The organism is Bacillus sp. RC240, from assembly GCF_044907945.1.
In the GTDB taxonomy this organism is placed as follows: domain Bacteria; phylum Bacillota; class Bacilli; order Bacillales; family Bacillaceae_G; genus Bacillus_A; species Bacillus_A mycoides.
Genome location: NZ_JBIYCT010000005.1, coordinates 74,172 through 94,379 on the forward strand (window position 1 = coordinate 74,172; position 20,208 = coordinate 94,379).

Genomic DNA, 20,208 nt, shown 5'->3' on the forward strand with positions numbered 1-20,208 from the left:
TAAGTTTTTATTTTACATTTTGAAATTTATACATATCACCATAAACGTTGGTGTCGTTGTATATAAACAATACAATATCTGCATTTTGTTCTTCTATTTGCTGTTTCACACTTTTTCCTTGAGTGTAACGAGGATCAATAAAAGTTGTTTTAGCAAAATTACGCGCAAATAAAGGATATGTAGCATCAGCATACGAATCTTTTAAGATAACAATGTGTAAATCGTTGTCTGCCTTTTCATTAATGATGTTTATTTCAGGGAAATCCGTTTGATAAACATTAGCATATCCAGGAGCAGGACTATTTTTTTCTTTTCCGTAAAACTGAGCCATAGATTCCTTAGCGGTATCATCTTTAATAGCACCATAGTAAACTGTGTAGTCGTCCCAAGATTCACCCGAATTATAATGGACATACGGAATTTGTACAGATGAAGTATCAATTAAGCGGTACAATTGATTATTCCAGCTACCAACAAACTTTCCTTTCGGTTTTTCCCAGTTAATGGTGTAGTCATCTTTCTTTATTGGTTGCCCTTTATATTTGTTTGAATGAGAATTAATAAAATTCATCGTATCCTCATATGCATAAAAGGCACCTTCCATATTCCAATGATGGTCTGTAGTTAAATACATTCGTTCTAGTTCTTTGTTAGTAAAACTTTCTTTAAACATCGGTAATACATCAATAATAGGGAATTTAGTTTCTGCCAATTTCTCAGCAAGGTGATCCCTAAGTATTTGTTCGTACCCAAGATTTAGGTAAGAGGGAAGCTTATATTGTAACGCTGTTTGCTTACTAGGAACTAAAGAAAAATAGAATTCTGTTTGAGGAAAATCTTTTTTCAAAGTATTTAATTCATGAACCCCAGCATCAACATCGTTTAAATGATTTTCCATATTAGGCCTATTAAAAATAAATTGATCGTTTGTAACATGAATGTTGTTTACGAATGTTCGATTCATAGACAATTGGAACTTTATATAACTTTCAAGAAAGAAATCTCTAGGTCCAATATGATCTGTAAAATGTGTTTCGATACCTTTAAATAATTCGCCAGTTTTTATAGTGGAAGCATTTACAGCAGGTCTAATTGCTAAGTTTCTGTTCTCAAATTCAGAAAATGTTTTTTTATCTATAAGGATAACTTTTGCTGTCCAAATACCCACTCCAAAAATAACTGTAAGAAACCCCATTATTAAAGTGAGGTTTTGAAATTTTTTCATAGTGAACCTCCTTTAAAAACGGAAATAAATAAATGGATTATAAGTTGCATTTGTTAGGAATACTAAAACAATGACTAAAATACTTAAATAATAAATTGGCGATAAAACAGCAAATCTTTTTGTTGATAACACTTTTTGTAACCATGGAAATACGGGCGCTGCAGTAATAATAGCTAATAGGAAAATTCCCCAATAATTCATTACATAGAAATAACTATTAATGTCTGTTAATGGACCGTTAAATCCGAACATGGATTTTAAAAATTCAAGGCAATAACTGAAATTATCTGCTCGGAAAAATACCCATCCAATAATAACTAAAAACATAACGTAAATATGTTGGAGAGGACTCCATAATTTCTGAAGTAGGTTTTCAAGTCCTGCTTTTTCAAGTGCAATTAGAATTCCATAATAAATACCCCAAATCATAAAGGTCCAACTGGCACCATGCCAAAACCCGGTTAATCCCCATACAATGAAGAGGTTACGATAAATTTTCCAAGTTGTAACGCGATTTCCTCCAAGAGGAATATAGACATAGTCACGGAACCAAGAACCGAGCGAAATATGCCAACGACGCCAAAATTCAGAAATGGATTTTGAGATATATGGATAATTAAAGTTTTCTAGAAAATCAAATCCAAACATCTTTCCTAATCCAATTGCCATGTCACTGTATCCAGAAAAATCAAAGTAAATTTGTAGCGTATAGGCAATGGCTCCCATCCAAGCTAATGATACACTCATATCAGAAGGATTCATTGCGAAAATCTCATCGGCTATAGCACCTAATTGGTTAGCAATTAAAACTTTTTTCCCCAAACCAATAATAAAACGGCGAACTCCTTCAGAGAATTTTTCGGCATCAACAGTTCGCTGGTGTAATTGGTGAGAAATTGTATTATAACGAACAATTGGTCCTGCTACTAATTGTGGAAATACAGTAAAGTATAAAGCCAAATCAAAGATATTTCGTTGAGCATCGACTTTTTTCTTATAAATATCGATAATATAACTCATCGCATGGAACGTGAAAAATGAAATACCAATTGGTAAAGGTATTTTTTCAAGAATAATATTGGTATGGAAGATAGAATTGATATTATCCACTAAAAAGTTTGCGTATTTAAAATATCCTAAAATAGCTGTGTTCATTATAATTGCAAACGTTAATAATAGTTTTCTTTGCCCATTTGTGAAGCGACTATTCCCTAACAAGATACCAAACCAATAGTTAACAAAGATAGAGAACAGCATTAGGAAAACATAGATGGGTTCGCCCCAAGCATAAAATACTAAACTAAAAAATAATAAAACTATATTTTGTAGTTCTTTGCGTACAGCATAATAAATTAAGAGTACAGCGGGTAAAAATAAACATAAAAAGACAAGGTTACTAAATACCATTTTAATTAATTCCTTTCCTATTTTATCTAAATGATACCAAAATTATCTTCTAAATGTAAGTTTATAAAATTCAGGATATTATTTACATTTTTAATTTCTTTATATTGTGAGAAGTTCTCTTAAGTGGTGAGAGAGAAAAGAATCTTTGTTTATAAAAAAAGGCCGTCCCTAATTACCTTTTAGGAACGGCCCTTTTTTACTGACATGAAATAATTTAGTTATTTTTTTCTGCCCATTCTTCAATATTCCAAACTTTTGTTATCCAGTCTTCATAGAAGTCGGGTTCGTGACATACAAGAAGAATGGTCCCTTTATATGCCTTCAGAGCTTTTTGAAGTTCTTCCTTTGCTGTAACATCAAGATGGTTTGTTGGCTCATCAAATAGGATCCAGTTACTTTCTTCACCCATTAACTTACATAAACGAACTTTTGCTTGTTCGCCACCACTTAATTGATTTAGCGGGCGAGAGATATGCTCGTTTTTTAATCCGCATTTCGCTAACATTGCACGAACTTGATGTTGGTCCATGCTAGGGAATGTGTTCCAAACGTCATCAATTGGTGTTATATTATCAGCTTTTACTTCTTGCTCGAAGTATGCAGGCTCTAAGAAGTCACCAAGACTTGTTTTACCGCTTAAAGGTTTAATTTTTCCTAAAATCGTTTTTAGTAATGTTGATTTACCAACACCATTACAACCAACGATGGCAATTTTTTCACCGCGTTCAATTGTCATTGTTAGTTTTGGTAATAACGGATGTGTATATCCGATTTCTACATTTTCACCTTCAAAGACGAAACGGCTACTTGCGCGACATTCTTTAAATGAGAATTCTGGCTTAATTGCTGTTTCAGGACGATCGATAAGCTCCATGCGATCAAGCTGTTTTTGACGACTCTTTGCACGACCTGTAGTTGAATAACGAGCTTTGTTCTTTGCGATGAAGTCCTCTTGCTTTTTAATAAACTCGCGCTGCTTTTCATAAGCGTTTATATGTTGATTTTTATTGATTTCTGCTAGTTCTAGGAATTTTTCGTATGTCGCAGTATAGCGCGTCATTTTTGTAAATTCTAGATGGAAAATAACATCAACGCATTTATTCATAAATTCCGTATCATGAGAAATTAATAAGAATGCATGTGGATATTCTTTTAAATAATTCGTTAACCAATGAATATGTTCAACGTCTAAATAGTTAGTAGGCTCATCGAGTAATAACACTTCTGGTTGCTCAAGTAATAGTTTTGCAAGTAATACTTTTGTACGTTGCCCACCACTTAGTGCTGAAACATCACGATCTAAACCGATTGCATCAATTCCAAGACCTCTTGCTGCCTCTTCGATTTTCATATCTAGTAAATAGAAACCACCTGCTTCGAGAGCATCTTGTATTTCTGCCATCTGCTCAAGAAGGTCCTCTAATTCTTCCGGTGTTGCCGTTCCCATTTTTTCTGCAACTTCATTTAAAGCTTTTTCTTTTTCAAATAAAGGTAAAAACGCGTCAGCTAATACATCACGAATTGTGCGACCAGGTGTTAAAATTGTATGCTGGTCTAAGTAACTGTAATTTGTACCAGGTGTCCATTCTACACGGCCTTCATCATGGATAAGTTGACCAGTAATAATATTCATAAATGTTGATTTGCCAACACCGTTTGCACCGACTAATCCAACATGTTCTCCTGCTAGTAAACGCATGGATACATCTTTAAATAATGTGCGATCGCCAAATGTATGGCCTAGTTTTTCTACTGTTAATAAGCTCATAGTATCCTCCGTCCAACTTGAAATAGTACCTTGAATCATGATACTAAATTATTGAGTATAATGCTATCCTTTCAAAATGTATCTTTTTTCAAGAATTATTTTGCGTTAATTTTTTTGGGAAATATAATAGTAAAAAAGTTACTTCTATTTACAGAAGTAACTTTTTTACTAAGCTTTTTGTTTTACTTTACTAACTTTTTTTTCTGCTACAATGAAATGTGGTCTACGCTTTGTTTCATAATAAATACGACCGATGTATTCACCGATAACCCCTAGGAAAATGAGTTGAATACCACCGATAAATAATATGGCAGAAATTAATGTAAAGTATCCTGGTACATCGACGCCGCTAACGGTAATTTGAATAAATGTAGTGATTACATATAAAACAGCTAAAAGCGTTGTTAATAATCCAAGGTATATAGATAATCGCAATGGTTTATTGTTAAACGAAATTACACCATCTATCCCGTAATTTAATAACTTAGAGAAAGTCCATTTACTTTCTCCGTCAGAACGTAATACATTTTCGTATTCAATAATTTGTTCTTTGAAACCAATCCAAGAAAATAAACCTTTTGAAAAACGATTGTATTCAGTTAGAGATAGTAGTGAATCGACTGCACTTCTACTTAAAAGTCTAAAATCACCGATGCCATCTACTAGCTCAATATCAACGAATTTATTCATGACTTTATAATATAAGCTAGAAACGAAAGAACGTACTGGTGAATCACCCGTTCTAGTTCGCTTTGCAATTACTTGATCATAGCCGTTATTATAGCCGTCTAGCATATCTTTTATTAGTTCGGGTGGATGTTGTAGATCAGCATCCATAATAACCACAGCGTCGCCTGTAGCATACTTTAGACCGGCAAGCATAGCAGCTTCTTTTCCAAAATTCCTACTAAATGATATATAATGCACACTTGAGTCTGAATCGGCTAGGTCACGTAGAATTTCTAGTGTGTTATCTTTACTTCCATCATTGACGAAAACAAATTCATAATCAGTAGTTAGTTTATGAATTTCAAGAGAAGTCTCTGAATAGAAAGCTCTGAGTACCTTCTCTTCATTATAACAAGGTACTACTATTGAAAGGGTCATGTTAGGACCTCCTTAGGTGTAATTTTAAACTGGGCATGAAGTAAAAGCTCAAGCAATTATCTTCAACTTTTACTTCACTTTATTTTAATAACTTTTTTTAAAACGACTTTTAAATTTTTTATATCGATCCTTATCTCCAAGAACTAGAAGCGAGATACAAATGATAAATGAAATGATAGAAATAACGAGACCCATTTTGAAATAAGGTGTGACGTATTTCATTTCAACTACATGCTGCCCTTTTGAAATAGGAACACCAATAAAGGAAGAATTAGCCTTCGTAAACTCAGTTTCTTTACCGTCAACCTGTATCGACCATCCTTTACTATACGGTACAGATAAATATAGTAATCCATCTTTAGTAGAATTAATATTACCTTTTAAGTAGTTACCTTTATAGTAAATATTTTGTAGGCTATTTTCTTTTAAAGTATTCACTTTTTTCGGGACAGTTTTATAGTTGGTACTGTTGACTTGTAAGTCTTTCAACTCGTATTGGCCAGGAGTAGGGATAGAAATGATTAGCTCAGTTGGCTTCGCATCTTTTCCTAAATTGTAAACAAATCTTTCTAACGGGTAAGCATAAGCTCCATCTTCATTACCTTTTATCATAGATTTGTCATTCACAGTAACCCCAAATGATTCCTTATTTATATTTCTAATTTTAATTTCAACAAGGAGATCACCTAACATATCGGTATTATCAACAGGTACTATTATACGCCCATTTTCATGAACAGTGAGTATATCTTTCTCTTTATCTATATTTTCCCACTTAATTTTATTTGGATTAATCTTAATTTGTTTTGAATCTAGCTGTTTTGTATTAAATTGTTTTAACGGAAGACTTCCAACATTATCTACAACTACAGCATCTAATAAAAGTTGATCTCTCTCAGCAAAATTAAGTTTTGAAAATTCTTCATCACTTATTCCAGCTTCGTATACATAGCCTAATGGTAGTGCAAATTCGTTTTTATAAATGTTGTAAGGACCTACTTGTTGTAAATATTTATAACCATACGGAATATCAGTTTTATTAGCACCTTCACTTAATACATAATATTTTACCCCTAGCATGTTCTCAAGGAATAGTCGTTTATCTAACTGGAAGAACATAGATGGACTATCATATCCTTGGAAAACATTGTACTTATTTTTCATAAAGTCATGAACATCACGATTGACTAAGCTTTGATAAGTACTTGTACCATGATAACCTTGCAGCATCGGTGTATTCTTATAATTATTGTTTGGATTGATAATTCGATAAAAATCTTTATCTTGATTTTGTATATAATGAATTGCGTCAATTTCATCCTTATTATCGAGACCTGGACCATGTAATGATTCTTTTGTTGCGCCTGCTTGATTAAAGTGTTTACTAAGAGCTGTATCTGCATAGATGTAATTAATACATATTACATTGACCAGTACATTCAATATAATGAAAGATTGTAAGACTGCTTTTGACAAATAGCGCCATAGTAATATTGTAATAATAGATAAAACAGTAGTACCGATTAAAATTTTATCAATCGTTTCTAGTGGTTGTCCGTTTATATTTACTTTTCTATAGAATGCGTAAATAAATAGTGCTGTTGCTAGCAAAGGACCTATTAAAGAGTTGACCTTCTTTTTGTTAAGTAGCATCCAATCTAAAATGTAGGCGGCAGTTTGCGCAACTACAAATGCAAATAAGTAAAACCATCTGTATTGCATAGCGGAAAAGCCATTAAATACGGAATACGTATATGGAAGCATATATAGAACTAACATAAACCCAGTAAAGAGTAACTTATTTGTGACAAGTTTATTGCGTATTAGAAGCGCACTTGTAATAAGGAAGAGGATGAAAACTGGGAATGCGAGCTGATAATCCTCTGTATTATTAATGAAAAAGATACTTTCTATTAAGTTTTTATAAAACGTATCTTCAAAAAATAATGGAATAGTAAATTTTGTAGCTAGTCGATCTGAACTAAATACCCCATTTACAGATGGTATAAAGCAAACAGCGGCTAAACCTAGTGATAAAGAATATAGGAAAGCAATTCTAATATAATAAGTTATAAATGTTTTAATTGTTTTATTCTGCTGTGTAGCAAAATATTGGAAAAAGGCATAAATATAGATGAAAATACTAGTAATGAAAGCGAAATAGAAATTTGATGCAAGCATAAGTGCTGTTGCAAGCAGGAATAATCCCTTTTTTCGCTCTAAAATATATTTATCTAATCCCCATATTACTAAAGGTAAAAACACTATAGCATCTGCCATGAAATCCCATAATAAAGAATGGCGAATAAAAGTCACACATCCTCCATATATAATGGCAGAAATGAAAGAAGAAAAAATAGTTTTATTATGATAACGTAAAGAACCATACATGAATAACATCGCTAATGTACTTTTTAAAATACTCATATATAGCTTCATCTCAAAGATTTGGTCAAAATTTAGTTTAGGAAGTAGAAGCGTAAGCCAGAAAAATGGTGCTGTACTATAGTAATAACTAAATTCCCCGAATAAATCTCCACCTAAGCCATAATCCCAAGACCAAAATAAATTCCCATCTTTAAATGCATGTTGTAAAAGGAATGTAAAGAAGCTGAATTGTGATAATGCATCTCCCGTACTAGAAAATACACTGTCTGATTTTAAGAAAAAGTAATGAAAAGCAAATGCACATATTATTAATAATGGAATGATAATAAGTGTGCTTTTAGTAAAAAATGTTCTTTTATTTACCTCTGAAGTCATTAAATGAATAAGCCTCCCCAATACAATTATTAAGATTTAATCCATATTCTCCATATTTAGATATTGTCTTATAATGAAGAAAAACTATGGATGAATCGACGATTTTTAACGGTAGTAATAAAGTTTTCTGTTGTGTAATTTATGGTGTAACGAGTTAATGTTTGTATAAAAGATTAACTGTGAATTGCTTTAATACTAGGTGTTGTACATCTAGGGCTGTTCGTTTCCAAGTATAATCATTCCAGAAAGGCAAGTCAATTTAAGATATGGATTGAAAACAGGGCTCATTCTAAGTGAAGAAGATAAAATAAAAACTTCAAATTAAATTTGAAGTTTTTATTTTTATTTATTTTCGAGCCAGCTTTTTATTTATAAATCCTAAAATCAATCCACGTATTTGTGGGTCAATGGCAAGACCGATAATACCGTACAATATACCAGTAAGTGTTAAAGCTATTAGTGGGGGTAAGTTAATTAATGCTGTACGGTATATTGCGTAACTGATTATAAACGCTAGTGCATTGAATATTATTCCTTTGAATAGTAATGAAAAACCTTTGCGAACGAATAAAGTAAATCCGATCAATAATGTAATCTCGGTAATGATCGCAGCTGCCGCAGCTCCCATCATTCCAAATTGGCTGCCTAATGCGATGTAACTTATGATAGCGACAGCTAATCCAATTCCCATCGTTGTCGCACGCTTCCACTGTTGACCAATAGTTGTTAAATTATCAGCAAGTGGATAGTTGATAGATTGTAAAATAACCATAAAGGCTAAGATTGCAAGAGCATCACCAGCTGGTGCATATTCTTTGCCTAATAAAGTAACAATCCAAAAACTTGGATCGGCGATAAATGGAATCGAGATTCCCATCCCTAAGAAAGACATAAGTTTTAATTCGAACTGAGATAGCTTTCTATGTTCATCAATATTCTTTTCATTTCCAAAAGCAAATAACTTTGGGTAAAAGGCAGCTGCAATCACACCAGGTATTTGATAAAGTACGGCAGGTATTTTATAGGCAGCCCCAAAGAATCCAACTTGCTCATGTGTTGAAACTTTTTCTAATATAATAGGACCTAACTGCGGTAAAAGCATAATGATAATGCCATTGATTGTGAAAATAAGCAGTTGATCTAAAATACCTTTGTCCCAGCCTTTATGAACTGTTGTATGGCGGAGCACCATTATGAAGGCGATGACTCCTGTTATAAGACTAGAGACCCCGTACATGGCAGCGACCATCATAAGTGACCATTTAAATGACATTCCTAGTAGAAGCGCAGCTGCGGCTGTTACACCTTGTAGTACAGAAATAATCGCTGTAAATTGCATACGTTCTGTTACTTGGAAATAAGCCATTCCAACGCCTTGTAAAGTTGCTCCAAACATTGTCGGTAGTACAACCCAATATACCATGGCACGTAAGTAGGCATCCGTATAGAAGAACTGAGCAAAAATAGCGAAGAGTACAGAAATTACGACAGCTAATACGAAACGAATACGTAAATAACTACTGATTAATACGCTAATGTTAGCGCCGCTTCTTGTTCCTTCACGCATAAACGTATGTGTCAAGCCTGCATCTGTAAAATAACAAATGACAGCGGAAACTGCTAATGCAACTGTAAACATCCCATACTCATCTGGTGAAACATATCTTGCAAAGAGAATCGTCGCAATAGCAAGTACAAATCGAACCGTAATATTTCCTACAAAGAGGTAGGAGGCATTTTTAAGGATTTTGTTTGTTTTCATGGAAAAAGACCTTTCTATTCTTTAGGACCTTGTTAGTTTGTCCTATTTGTAAATTTGATTTGTTTATGGAAAGAGAGGTGAGTACTATATTTTCGGTTTAAGAAAACAGAAATTTAATTCGTACAAACCAAAGCATTGCATATAGTTTTTTACTACGCTTTCCGTTTTTTGAATAGATTTTACGGCAATATTTCTTTATATCTTTTTTGATTAATTGAACTTGGGAATTATCTAATTGAGAGTTTTCTTTAATGTATATACAAGCATTATTGATAACCGTATAAGGGAATAAATAGGTCTCAAGAATCTCAATAAGTGACTGAGGGTCTTTCGTAATGAAGTCTTGAGATTTATTATGTACCCAGTCTTTCATACGATTGAATACTTCCAGTTCTTTAGTTGTTTTTAATTCGTAATCTTTATATTTAGAAGAAAGATTTCCTTCTGATAAAATTCGATAATATGTCAAATATTCATCTACATAGCATACGTTTGTTACGCTCATTAATTTAAATAGAAACTCCAAGTCTTCTCCCCAGCTACATCCTGGTGTAAAACGGATATTATGATTCATTGCGATAGAGCGTTTGAAAACCCAAGTACTTGTTTGAGCAACAACTTGGTGTGTTAAGAATGCTTTTGCCATATCACCTTTAATAAAGTTTGTTGTATGATCAACCTTTTCGCCTGTTTCTTCGTAGAAATTCATATAACCACAATAGCACGCGTCCATGTTGTTTTTATGCATACTCTCGATTTGTTTCTCAATTTTAGTTGGATGCCATAAGTCGTCACTATCAAGGAAAGCGACGTATTCTCCGCTAGCATTTTCAATTCCTGTATTACGAGCTACTGAAACACCTTGGTTTTTTTGGTGAACGTATTTTACTTGACCCGGATATTTTTCTGCAAGATTTTTTACGATAGAAGGTGATTGATCTTTACTTCCATCATCTACAATTACAATTTCAATGTTTTTATATGTTTGATCCAGTATTGACTGCATCGTTTCTTCAATATATTTTTCTGTGTTATACAGGGGTATGACAACAGAAACAAGTTGTTTTTGTTCCATCATAGAATTTTTATCTCCTCAAATTTTTTATGTCTTGCACCATATATACAAGCCTTTTGAAAGGAAGAAGATTACAAGAACATCTGTATCAGTTTAACGCATATAAACTTTGTAAATCAACTTTCTATTATTGTACTTTGTATAAAAAGTATTTATTATAGAATATATTGTCTTGTAAAAATATAGAAACATAATTTGAAAATTATGTATTTGAAAGGAGAAGATGAGATGTTAAGGCGATTTACTCGCAAATCTAATGTAATCCTTTTAGGGATTATTATGATAGTCGGTTTTGCGCTTCGTTTTGCAACTTTACAAACACATGGTGCAGATTTGACTATAGCTAGCGATGATATTGGTTATCAAAAAACGGCAACCATTTTATTGGAAACAGGAATGTTAACATATCATGAGCCGGATAAACCAACTATTCATATTATGCCAGGTTTTCCAGCGTTTTTAGCTACTGTATTTTACTTTTTTGGAAATGGTAATGAAGGCCTTTTTGTAGCTAAATTAATTATTATCCTATTAGGGGTACTTAGTATTTTACTAACTTATAAGATTGGTACTTATTTATTGAATCCCGCTGCAGGATTAATAGGTGCTTTCTTATTAGCTGTGTATCCTCCAGAGATTGTTATAGAAAATTTAACTTTAACAGAAGGACCGTTTTTATTCTTTTCATTGGGATTATTATATTGGAGCTTAAAATTAGCTGATACTCATAAAACGAAACATTTTCTAATTGTATTAATTTTCTACTTTTTAGCATTGTACTTACGCGTACAAGTTGCTTTATATCCAATACCATTATTTATATATCTCTTAATGAAGCGCTATCCATTCCGCGTTATGATGAAGCAAGCGATTATAAGTATAGGAATAGGACTTATCGTACTTGGACCATGGTGGGCCCGCAATTACATTCAATTTGATAAATTTATTCCACTAACTGCTGGGGCAGGGAATCCGTTATTACTTGGAACGTATCAAGGGAAAGGCTACCCAGAAGGTAAGGATATGGCAACACTTGAAATAGAATTACACGCAAAGTACCCTAACCTGGAAGCACATGAATTTATGGAATTAGAAGAAAAAATAGCGAAAGATAAAATGAAAGAATGGTGGAAAACAGATAAGACCTCCATGATAGAGAGTTATTTAATCTTGAAGCCAGAAATTATGTGGAAAAAACCGTATTATTCTATAGAGCATAATATTGAAGTATTCAATGTTTCTGCAAAGGATATGAATGAAATACATAATTTTATTAAGACGATGTTCTTAATATGTACAATACTTTCATTTATCTTCCTTTTAAAAAGGTGGAGAGAGACTACATTTTTATGGTCAATCCTTTTACTGCAAACAGCTTTAACATGCTTTTATGCTGCATATGAAAGATATGCATTACCATTAATCCCATTCTTATTTATTATAATTGGAGTAGGGACCGTGGCAACGGTTATGAAAATTAGTAAACTATTAATTAGAAACAAATAGTTTGAAATGAAAAGCCCCTTGATTCTTAGAAGAATCAAGGGGCTTTTTGCATATATTAGTATTTAAATGGAAAAAATTATTCGTTATCTGTTTCAGTTTGCGTTACGTTTAATTTTTGCTTTAATAATGCATAATCTTGCGTTAATGTTACAAGTTGATGGTGTAGCTTAGAAATTTTTCTTGTTAGGTCAAAAATTAAGATGAAACAGAATAATAATCCAAATAAGAATAAAATGGATGGTGGATATTCTACTTTTAATAGTTTTCCAATCCAATTTATAATTTTATCAGTAGAACTTAAAATAGCCATTGCAACACAAACGAAAATCCACAAAATAGCATATTTTGTTTCTAAAGTCCCGCGACGAATAGAATTAATAATTAAGAAGAATAATAACAAAATAAAGATGAATGAAAAGGTAATTATATGCATTCACTATCAACCTTTCACGATTTTTTGCATCAATATAGCAAGGCTTACTTTAACCATGTAATATGCAGATTTAAGAGGTGTGATGGAAGATTGTCCACCTTGTCGCTCTTGCATATTTACAGATATCTCATTAATGCGAAGTTTTTTCTTTTTTAAATGAATAAGGACTTCTGGCTCTGGATAATCTTTTGGATAATTGTGTGCAAAAATCTTAATTACTTCTCGATTGATAGCACGATATCCAGAAGTTGGATCCATAAATGTTTGTTTCGTTAACACTTTCAATAGGGCGGTAAAATAAAAAATACCGATTCTTCTTGAAATACTACCTTTATAAGCTGTTTTTTCTGTAAAGCGTGAACCTAGCACCATATCGCATTGGCCTTCAGCAATAGGCTGTATAATTTTGTATAAATCATCCGGATTATGTTGTCCATCAGCATCGAACTGAATTGCAATATCATATCCATTCTCATATGCGTATTTATAGCCAGTTTGTACAGCTGAACCGATGCCCAGATTATATGGTAAATTAATAAGATGAACAGGGAAATTTTTTACGATTTGAGCTGTTTTATCTTGTGAACCATCATTAATAACGCAAATGCTTAATCTTGTAAAATGTTGTTTTAGTTCTAATAATCTTGTTAATGTATCTGCAATTGCTTCTTCCTCATTATATGCTGGAATAATAATTAGCGTTTTTGGTATTGAAATTGGTACCTCGATAGACATTATCGCACCACTCCTTACATATTTAACTACATTATGGTTATTTTCAAACAACTTTACTTAATATACCATTAATAGTATAAGGAAATAAAGGAAAAACTAATGGGTGACTTTAGGAGGGGGCCACTGAATATATAGGCAAGAAATAGTATTTTTTATAATAAAAAATACATGCAAGGAAGAGTCCGTGCATGTATGATGAGAAGATTATGTTAAATATTCCAAGGCTTACTTAAAGTTAAAACTTCAGCCATCTCTTTACTTTTTAAACGTCCCTTTTTTCGATTTTCCGCGCGTTCTAAACCGGTTGTGTGTAACCAATGTTCTTCCTTAGTTTCAGGGAGTACTTGTGGTACGGACGAAGGCTTTCCATCTTTTATTGCCACAAATGTAATGAAGCAAGTAGCAGCAATTCTACGTTCGCCTGCTAATAAATTCTCTGCAATTACTTTTACGAAAACTTCCATTGAAGATTTCCCTGTATAACATACAAATGCTTCATAACAAACAGAATCTGCTTGGTGAATTGGAGTTAAAAAATCAACGGAATCGATAGATGCTGTTACGCAATGTTTGCGGCTATGTCTCGCAGCTGCAATTGAAGCAATACTATCAATTTCTGCTAATAATTTTCCCCCGAAAAGTGTTTGGTGATTATTTAAATCGTTCGGAAAAACACGTGTTGTTTTAATTGCTTTTGATTCTCGCATGAATTTCTTTTCCATATATTCAGCCCCTATAGTCTGTTTTCAATCAGAATGAAATGTGTAAGTGGAATACTCATATTAGATACTTAATGAAGTAAAGTGTATTCTAAAAGATGATTAGTTAAACTTCTGTATTTGTATTCATGTAACTGAAAGAAAATTTATTTTATCTAAAATGTAGTGTAAAAGAGGATTCGCTTACATTGCAAGTGAAAAAGTAATGACCATGTATTTGTCATAGAAATTCCCTGTTAACCTTGTGCCTATTCATGATAGAATCGTTTTGTTATGAATGGAAATAGAGGTGCAATGGACATATGAATCATATAAGAACAAATTTTTCTTCTTTCTTTAGTAAAATAATGATTGGTACGATACTCGCATTTTTTGTTTATAGTTGTTGGTCGGCTTTTGAAACAAGTAAGCAATTTTTTGGAGGAAGTACAACAAGTATTACAATCGTATTAGTGATTTTTATTATTCTTATTTTGTTAATAGCATCGATTTTGCAATATCGTTTTACAGATAAGCAATTTCTTATTTTTCTTATAAGCATATCTATAGTTGCAAGACTGATTACAGTTCTATTTGTAGACAGTCCGATGATAGGTGATATGAAAGCTATGTATGAGTCTGCAAAGCAGATTGCAATTGGCAATAATATAGAAAATATAGCACAGTTACCTTTTATTATTTATGAATCGATCATCATTCGTATATTTGGTGATACGGTATTCGCTTTACAATTATTTAATATTTTATTTTGTACAGGAACTGCATTTTTCATTTATTGCATTGCGTCAATGGTCTTTGGAGAAGAGTGTGGTCGTATTGCATCAATGTTTTACGCTTTATATATTCCAAATATATTTATGAGTTCTGTATTAACGGCGGAATCACTCGCAATATTTTTATTTTATTGTGCTTGTTACATATTTTTATATAAGGGATTAGACCATCCTTATATGTGGGTAATTTCAGCCATTTTATTTGCGCTTAGCAATATGATTTTCCCGATGGGGTTATTTTCACCTATTTTTATAGCTGCATATGTGCTGTTAATTGAAGTATTTCAATCAGGGGCGAAACAAAAATTACTATTAAAAATGATAGGACTCCTTATTGTATTTTATAGTACTCATTTTGGTGTGAGTTATGGTATCAAGATGATGGGAATGTCACAGTATACAATTTCTAATGAGACTTATGTTCAAACTGTTTTAATTGGAAAAAGTCAAAGTGAAGAAAAAATATTCAAAAATCAAAGTGTAAAAGAGCATATTGATCAAGAGTTAAAAGAAATTGAAGAAGAAAGATTTAAACCCTTAAAACCGGTTATTAACAAATTTTCAGATGAGGGAACAAACTCTATTCTATTTAAAAGTGAAAAGCTTATATATATAGTGGTGACATTGTTTATGGCCATAGCTTTATTACATTTTCTAATCAAGAAACAACAAAATGAAGGATATATGTTGTTTGTATTATTAATTACCGGATATGTGTCGTTAAGGCTCTTCCGAGTAGATATGGCATATTATAATATCAGTATGCCAGCCTTGTTTATTTTACAAAGCTTTGGCGTTTATATGAGTTATTTTTATTGCCAAAAAATATTTTTCAGAAAATAAAAGAATCCATTTTGGATTCTTTTTTTGTAGATGGATGATAAGGATGAATGCAAAGTGGAGATTCGTCTTATCGGTTTAGTTCTAGTTGTAAATTATCCGCTGTTAAGGCCATTGTTGAGGAATCGTCTTGAATACTCTTCATTACTTGTGAGATAGTCTCTAATTCATTTTCAATTTTTTTATTTTGTTCTTTAGAGTTAGACATATCTTTTACGATTTCTTGGAAATATTGATCTGTCGCATGCATACTATCTGTCCCTTCAGATACGAGAGAGCTTATTTGTTCCACGGAAGAAGAGACGTGTATAATTTGTTCATTAGTTTTTTCAACGAGTTTTGTAACGTTGGAAATTGATTCTTTCGTTTGCTCTGATAACTTTCGGATTTCTCCCGCTACGACTGAAAAACCTTTACCAAATTCGCCAGCACGTGCAGATTCAATAGCAGCATTTAATGCTAGTAAATTTGTTTGCTCGGCGATTGATTTTACAATATCAATGATTTCGTTAATTTTGTTAGAAATATCAAGAAGCTCATGAGTATCAGTAATGATAGTTTCCATATTCGTTTGGATGCTTTCCATTCGTTTGTTTTGCAGATTTAATTGTTCTTTTCCTTTATTGGCCTTTTCTTCTGATGTCGTAGCTAATGATGTACCTGTTTTTGCAATTCCTACGATACTTTCTGATTTAGATGTTAACTGTTGAATAGAAGAGCTTGTTTTTTCAGATACTGCTGCTAGTTCTGTTGCAATATGTGTAATCGTCATAGCTGTCAGTTCTTTTTCTTTTTCATGTTCTTTTTGGATTCTTTCATATTCGGATTCATAAGCTGCAATAACGAGTTCTTGTTCTAATGTTAATAATTTATTTATTACGTTTATAGAATAAGAAAAATCGTCTATCGTTGAAATTTTCGTTTGCAAAATCTTTATGACGGAGCGGAATAATTCTTGATAAGCAGCGGTATACCATTTTCTATGTAAACCAATTTGTACGTGCCTTTTTGCAATTCTAACACGTTGTTCAATAAAATCTTCATTCATATTCCCGCTGAACAATTCTTTAATATGTGTCTTTAAAGTTTGTTTTAATTTTGGAATAGAGCTGTAGCGTTCAATAACAGCAATTAAATTAGGTTGTTTTGTGATGTTGGTGTAGAATTTTTCTGTTATCCAATCTATTTCCTCATAAATAAATGGCTGTAATACTTTAACAATTTGTAAATCTTCCTTTGAAATATGTAGCATATCCATTTGAGTTTTTAGTTCAGAATTAGCAGGCACGTTAAATATGATTTGTTGGCCTTTGCTTAATTCAATTATACTGGTGTTTGTTTTATTTTTTTTAAAAACCCCAAGCATCATTCTTCCCCCTGTTTATAAAACGTTTTCATTTTTTTATTCTAATGTAATTATATATTTTTATATACAATTACTCTATAGTATATGGAATTGTATATAAATTAAGAGAATTCTATGCAGAATTCTCTTAATGGCCTTTATTAATTTTTGCATGTGTTTTAAAGAAAACTGGGAAATGTACATTATATATTACGGTGACTACACGAATAACGAATGTTATTAATAAACAAACATAGAAAGCTAAGACGTGTGCCCCCATTGCATGTGTAATTAGGAAACTAACTGCTCCTAAAATAGAAGCAATTGCATATATTTCTTTTCGGAATACATACGGGATATCTTGAGCGCAAATGTCGCGTAAAATACCGCCCCCAATACCTGTAATAACTCCCATTGAAACGACTAAAAACGAGGCGTCAACGTGATGTGACATTGCTGCATTTGCACCAATAGCTGTAAATACACCTAAACCAACAGCATCAGAAAGCATAATAACGACTTGAAGTTTATTAATGCGCTCAAAAAACATACATGTGAATAATGCTGATAGTACACTTACGAAAAAGTAAATGGGTTTTACAAATGCGACAGGAGGCAGGTTACCAATCATAATATCACGAATAATACCGCCGCCGAGCGCAGTAGCTACAGCTAAACAAAGGACACCAAATAAATCTAGATCTTTTTTCAAACCAACTAATGTACCAGAAATGGCAGCGGCGATAATGCCAAGAAACGTAAATATATCGATTAATAACATGGCTTTAATTCCTTCCTCTTAAAGATGTTCCAGAGAAAAAATATACACTAAAGTTTTGGAAATAACAATTACTTTTCGCTACATGTAGAAAAATGGATGAAATAGCTAAAGAAAGCGTTTGAAAATGCTTGATAAGTAGCGATAAAGTAAAGTGAAAAAGTGTGGGAAGATTCATTGCATAGTTTTTTTGATGTAGCTTAGTTAGAGGGATGGTACAATAGGAGAAGTCCGTTTTGTACATTTGTATAAAATGATAAAAAAATATTTCTGTACGGTCGAAAATAAGTGTATATGTGTTAGATAGTTTTTATAGGGATAGGGAAGGATAGCTAAAAGACAATGTTTTCGGTTACTAATAATGCTGGATTTGACTAGTTTCGGCATGAAAAATAGTTCTCAATTTAAATATGAGTTATGTTATAATTGCTAGGTATGTTTAAACAGTAGAAAACTATGATTAAAAGATAATGTGAAGATTTTGTATGGAGGTCTTGGAATGTTAGCAAATCAAGCTAGGGTTAGATTTGAGCATTTTTTGCTCATTTTTATTATTTTACAGCCTGTTTTAGATTTATTAACGTCTCTTAGCATTGAGTTATTAAAAGTAAATGCGACAGTTGGAATTATGGTAAGATTCCTCATTATGGCAATGGGTGGTATTTATATTTTAATTCAGGCAAAAGAAAGAGAAAATAGGAAGTTTTTGATTTATCTTGTATTACTAGGAGCTATATTAGGAATAGGATTTATTAATAATAAGTTAATCAAGAGTCCTATTGTAATCGCAGAAGAAGTTAAATTCATTGGAAAAGCATTATATATATATATTATGCTTGTTTCATACATTTTAGCTTTAAAATCACTGAAGAAGACAGTAAATATTAGCGATAAAGTTAGAAATAACATTGTGTATTCAACATTAATTATTAATGCTATTATGGTTATTTCTATTACAACTTCTACAGACTTTGGAAGTTATGAGTGGATGAAGGTTGGTTCCCGAGGATGGTTCTATGCAGGTAATGAACTAGGGTCAATCTTAGCTATTATTTTCCCTATTGTGGTATTATATTCTATTCAAAAAACAAAGAGCGTGAAGCACGTTTTATATTGGATTCCATCGCTTCTAATGATTTACTCTTTAATTCAAGTTGGTACGAAAGTAGGAATGGGCTCAATTGGTGCTACATTAGCGGCAGCAATCGGGATTATTGTACTACAATTATTATTTGATAGAAGAAATCCGAACAAAAAATCTCTTGCACTTAATGCATTAATTGCGATTGTCCTATTAGCTGGTGTAGTTGGAACATTTAAAATGACGCCATTAGCACAAAATATGGGCATTCATAATAACTATTTAGCAGAACAAAATGTAGCACAGCACGGTCAAAAAGAACAAGAAATTAAAGATAAACTGAAAAAAGAACAAGAAATTAAAGAAAAAGAAGAAAAACAACATAAAGTTGAGAAACCAGAAGAAAAGGCGAAGGTAGAAGCTGAAGTTAAGAAAGAGCTTGAGAAAGAGCAAAAGAAAGAAAATCAAGAGAATCTTATTTTCAGTGGACGTCAAGTATATGAAGAGAGACATAAGCAGTTCTTTAAAGAAGCGCCAACGTCACAAAAGTTATTAGGAATGGGTTATGCAGGTAACTATAAATATAATGAACAAAAGCAGCCAGATCCGAAGCTAATCGAAATGGACTTCCATGATTGGTTTTATGATTTCGGAATTATTGGTTTTGCGTTAATGATGATTCCATTTATTTATTACGGCGTAAGAATCCTACTAGCATTTATTACAAGATTTAAGGAAATATTTAATGTGAAATATGGAATGATTACAGCAAGCTTAGTATTAGCATTAGGTATTGCATATATTGCAGGACATATTTTGACAGCACCAGGAGTAGGGATTTACTTTGTAGTGGTGTTAGCTTATCTAATCGTAGATTTAGAAATTGAATGA

At 32.3% G+C, this 20,208-nt stretch carries 15 protein-coding genes and 1 pseudogene; 3 read left to right on the plus strand and 13 right to left on the minus strand.

Annotated features, from left to right (window positions below):
- Positions 1–7: 7 nt before the first annotated feature.
- The 7 genes from ABH955_RS17750 to ABH955_RS17780 form a co-directional block, all read right to left on the minus strand.
- A complete protein-coding gene (locus ABH955_RS17750) occupies positions 8–1,225 on the minus strand; it encodes an alginate O-acetyltransferase AlgX-related protein (protein WP_404454875.1) in 1,218 nt (405 codons plus the stop codon).
- Between the two features lie 12 nt (positions 1,226–1,237).
- Complete coding sequence (locus ABH955_RS17755) at positions 1,238–2,632, minus strand: MBOAT family O-acyltransferase (protein ID WP_002144620.1); 1,395 nt, start codon at positions 2,630–2,632, stop codon at positions 1,238–1,240.
- Between the two features lie 214 nt (positions 2,633–2,846).
- Positions 2,847–4,439 (minus strand): ABC-F family ATP-binding cassette domain-containing protein, encoded by a 1,593-nt coding sequence (locus tag ABH955_RS17760; protein ID WP_404454872.1) that lies wholly within the window; start codon positions 4,437–4,439, stop codon positions 2,847–2,849.
- A gap of 129 nt (positions 4,440–4,568) precedes the next feature.
- Positions 4,569–5,507: a glycosyltransferase family 2 protein gene (locus ABH955_RS17765; RefSeq protein ID WP_000175832.1), complete on the minus strand. Its 939-nt coding sequence runs from the start codon at positions 5,505–5,507 to the stop codon at positions 4,569–4,571.
- A gap of 84 nt (positions 5,508–5,591) precedes the next feature.
- The gene (locus tag ABH955_RS17770; protein WP_404454869.1) at positions 5,592–8,270 is read right to left on the minus strand and encodes a YfhO family protein; all 2,679 of its coding nucleotides are present in this window, start codon (positions 8,268–8,270) and stop codon (positions 5,592–5,594) included.
- A 346-nt stretch (positions 8,271–8,616) separates the two neighbouring features.
- Positions 8,617–10,032: an oligosaccharide flippase family protein gene (locus ABH955_RS17775; RefSeq protein ID WP_404454866.1), complete on the minus strand. Its 1,416-nt coding sequence runs from the start codon at positions 10,030–10,032 to the stop codon at positions 8,617–8,619.
- A gap of 97 nt (positions 10,033–10,129) precedes the next feature.
- Positions 10,130–11,110 (minus strand): glycosyltransferase family 2 protein, encoded by a 981-nt coding sequence (locus tag ABH955_RS17780; protein WP_404454863.1) that lies wholly within the window; start codon positions 11,108–11,110, stop codon positions 10,130–10,132.
- Between the two features lie 225 nt (positions 11,111–11,335).
- On the opposite strand from ABH955_RS17780, the gene ABH955_RS17785 reads away from it, so the two are divergent.
- Positions 11,336–12,613, plus strand: a complete 1,278-nt coding sequence (locus ABH955_RS17785; protein ID WP_404454860.1) for a glycosyltransferase family 39 protein — start codon at positions 11,336–11,338, stop codon at positions 12,611–12,613.
- Positions 12,614–12,689: 76 nt separating this feature from the next.
- On the opposite strand, the gene ABH955_RS17790 is transcribed toward ABH955_RS17785, so the two are convergent.
- The 3 genes from ABH955_RS17790 to ABH955_RS17800 all read right to left on the minus strand — a co-directional run bounded on the left by ABH955_RS17790 (position 12,690) and on the right by ABH955_RS17800 (position 14,503).
- On the minus strand, positions 12,690–13,046 hold the full coding sequence (locus ABH955_RS17790; RefSeq protein WP_070145695.1) for a DUF2304 domain-containing protein: 357 nt from the start codon (positions 13,044–13,046) through the stop codon (positions 12,690–12,692).
- A gap of 6 nt (positions 13,047–13,052) precedes the next feature.
- Positions 13,053–13,781, minus strand: coding sequence for a glycosyltransferase family 2 protein (locus ABH955_RS17795; protein ID WP_113936141.1), 729 nt, complete (start codon positions 13,779–13,781; stop codon positions 13,053–13,055).
- Between the two features lie 209 nt (positions 13,782–13,990).
- On the minus strand, positions 13,991–14,503 hold the full coding sequence (locus ABH955_RS17800) for an acyl-CoA thioesterase (protein ID WP_002144630.1): 513 nt from the start codon (positions 14,501–14,503) through the stop codon (positions 13,991–13,993).
- 299 nt (positions 14,504–14,802) lie between these two features.
- Between ABH955_RS17800 and ABH955_RS17805 the strand changes: the two genes are divergently transcribed.
- Positions 14,803–16,116 carry an ArnT family glycosyltransferase gene (locus tag ABH955_RS17805; RefSeq protein ID WP_404454857.1) on the plus strand — a complete coding sequence of 438 codons (1,314 nt, stop codon included), beginning with the start codon at positions 14,803–14,805 and terminating at the stop codon, positions 16,114–16,116.
- A gap of 67 nt (positions 16,117–16,183) precedes the next feature.
- Here the strand turns inward: ABH955_RS17805 and ABH955_RS17810 are convergent, their stop codons facing one another.
- The 3 genes and pseudogenes from ABH955_RS17810 to ABH955_RS17820 all read right to left on the minus strand — a co-directional run bounded on the left by ABH955_RS17810 (position 16,184) and on the right by ABH955_RS17820 (position 18,239).
- Positions 16,184–16,885 (minus strand): methyl-accepting chemotaxis protein, encoded by a 702-nt coding sequence (locus tag ABH955_RS17810; protein ID WP_002184479.1) that lies wholly within the window; start codon positions 16,883–16,885, stop codon positions 16,184–16,186.
- Between the two features lie 99 nt (positions 16,886–16,984).
- Positions 16,985–17,482 (minus strand): annotated as a pseudogene (locus ABH955_RS17815) (protoglobin family protein); the annotation flags it as partial.
- Positions 17,483–17,606: 124 nt separating this feature from the next.
- A complete protein-coding gene (locus ABH955_RS17820; protein ID WP_000924380.1) occupies positions 17,607–18,239 on the minus strand; it encodes a trimeric intracellular cation channel family protein in 633 nt (210 codons plus the stop codon).
- 496 nt (positions 18,240–18,735) lie between these two features.
- Between ABH955_RS17820 and ABH955_RS17825 the strand changes: the two genes are divergently transcribed.
- Positions 18,736–20,208, plus strand: a complete 1,473-nt coding sequence (locus ABH955_RS17825) for an O-antigen ligase family protein (RefSeq protein ID WP_404442484.1) — start codon at positions 18,736–18,738, stop codon at positions 20,206–20,208.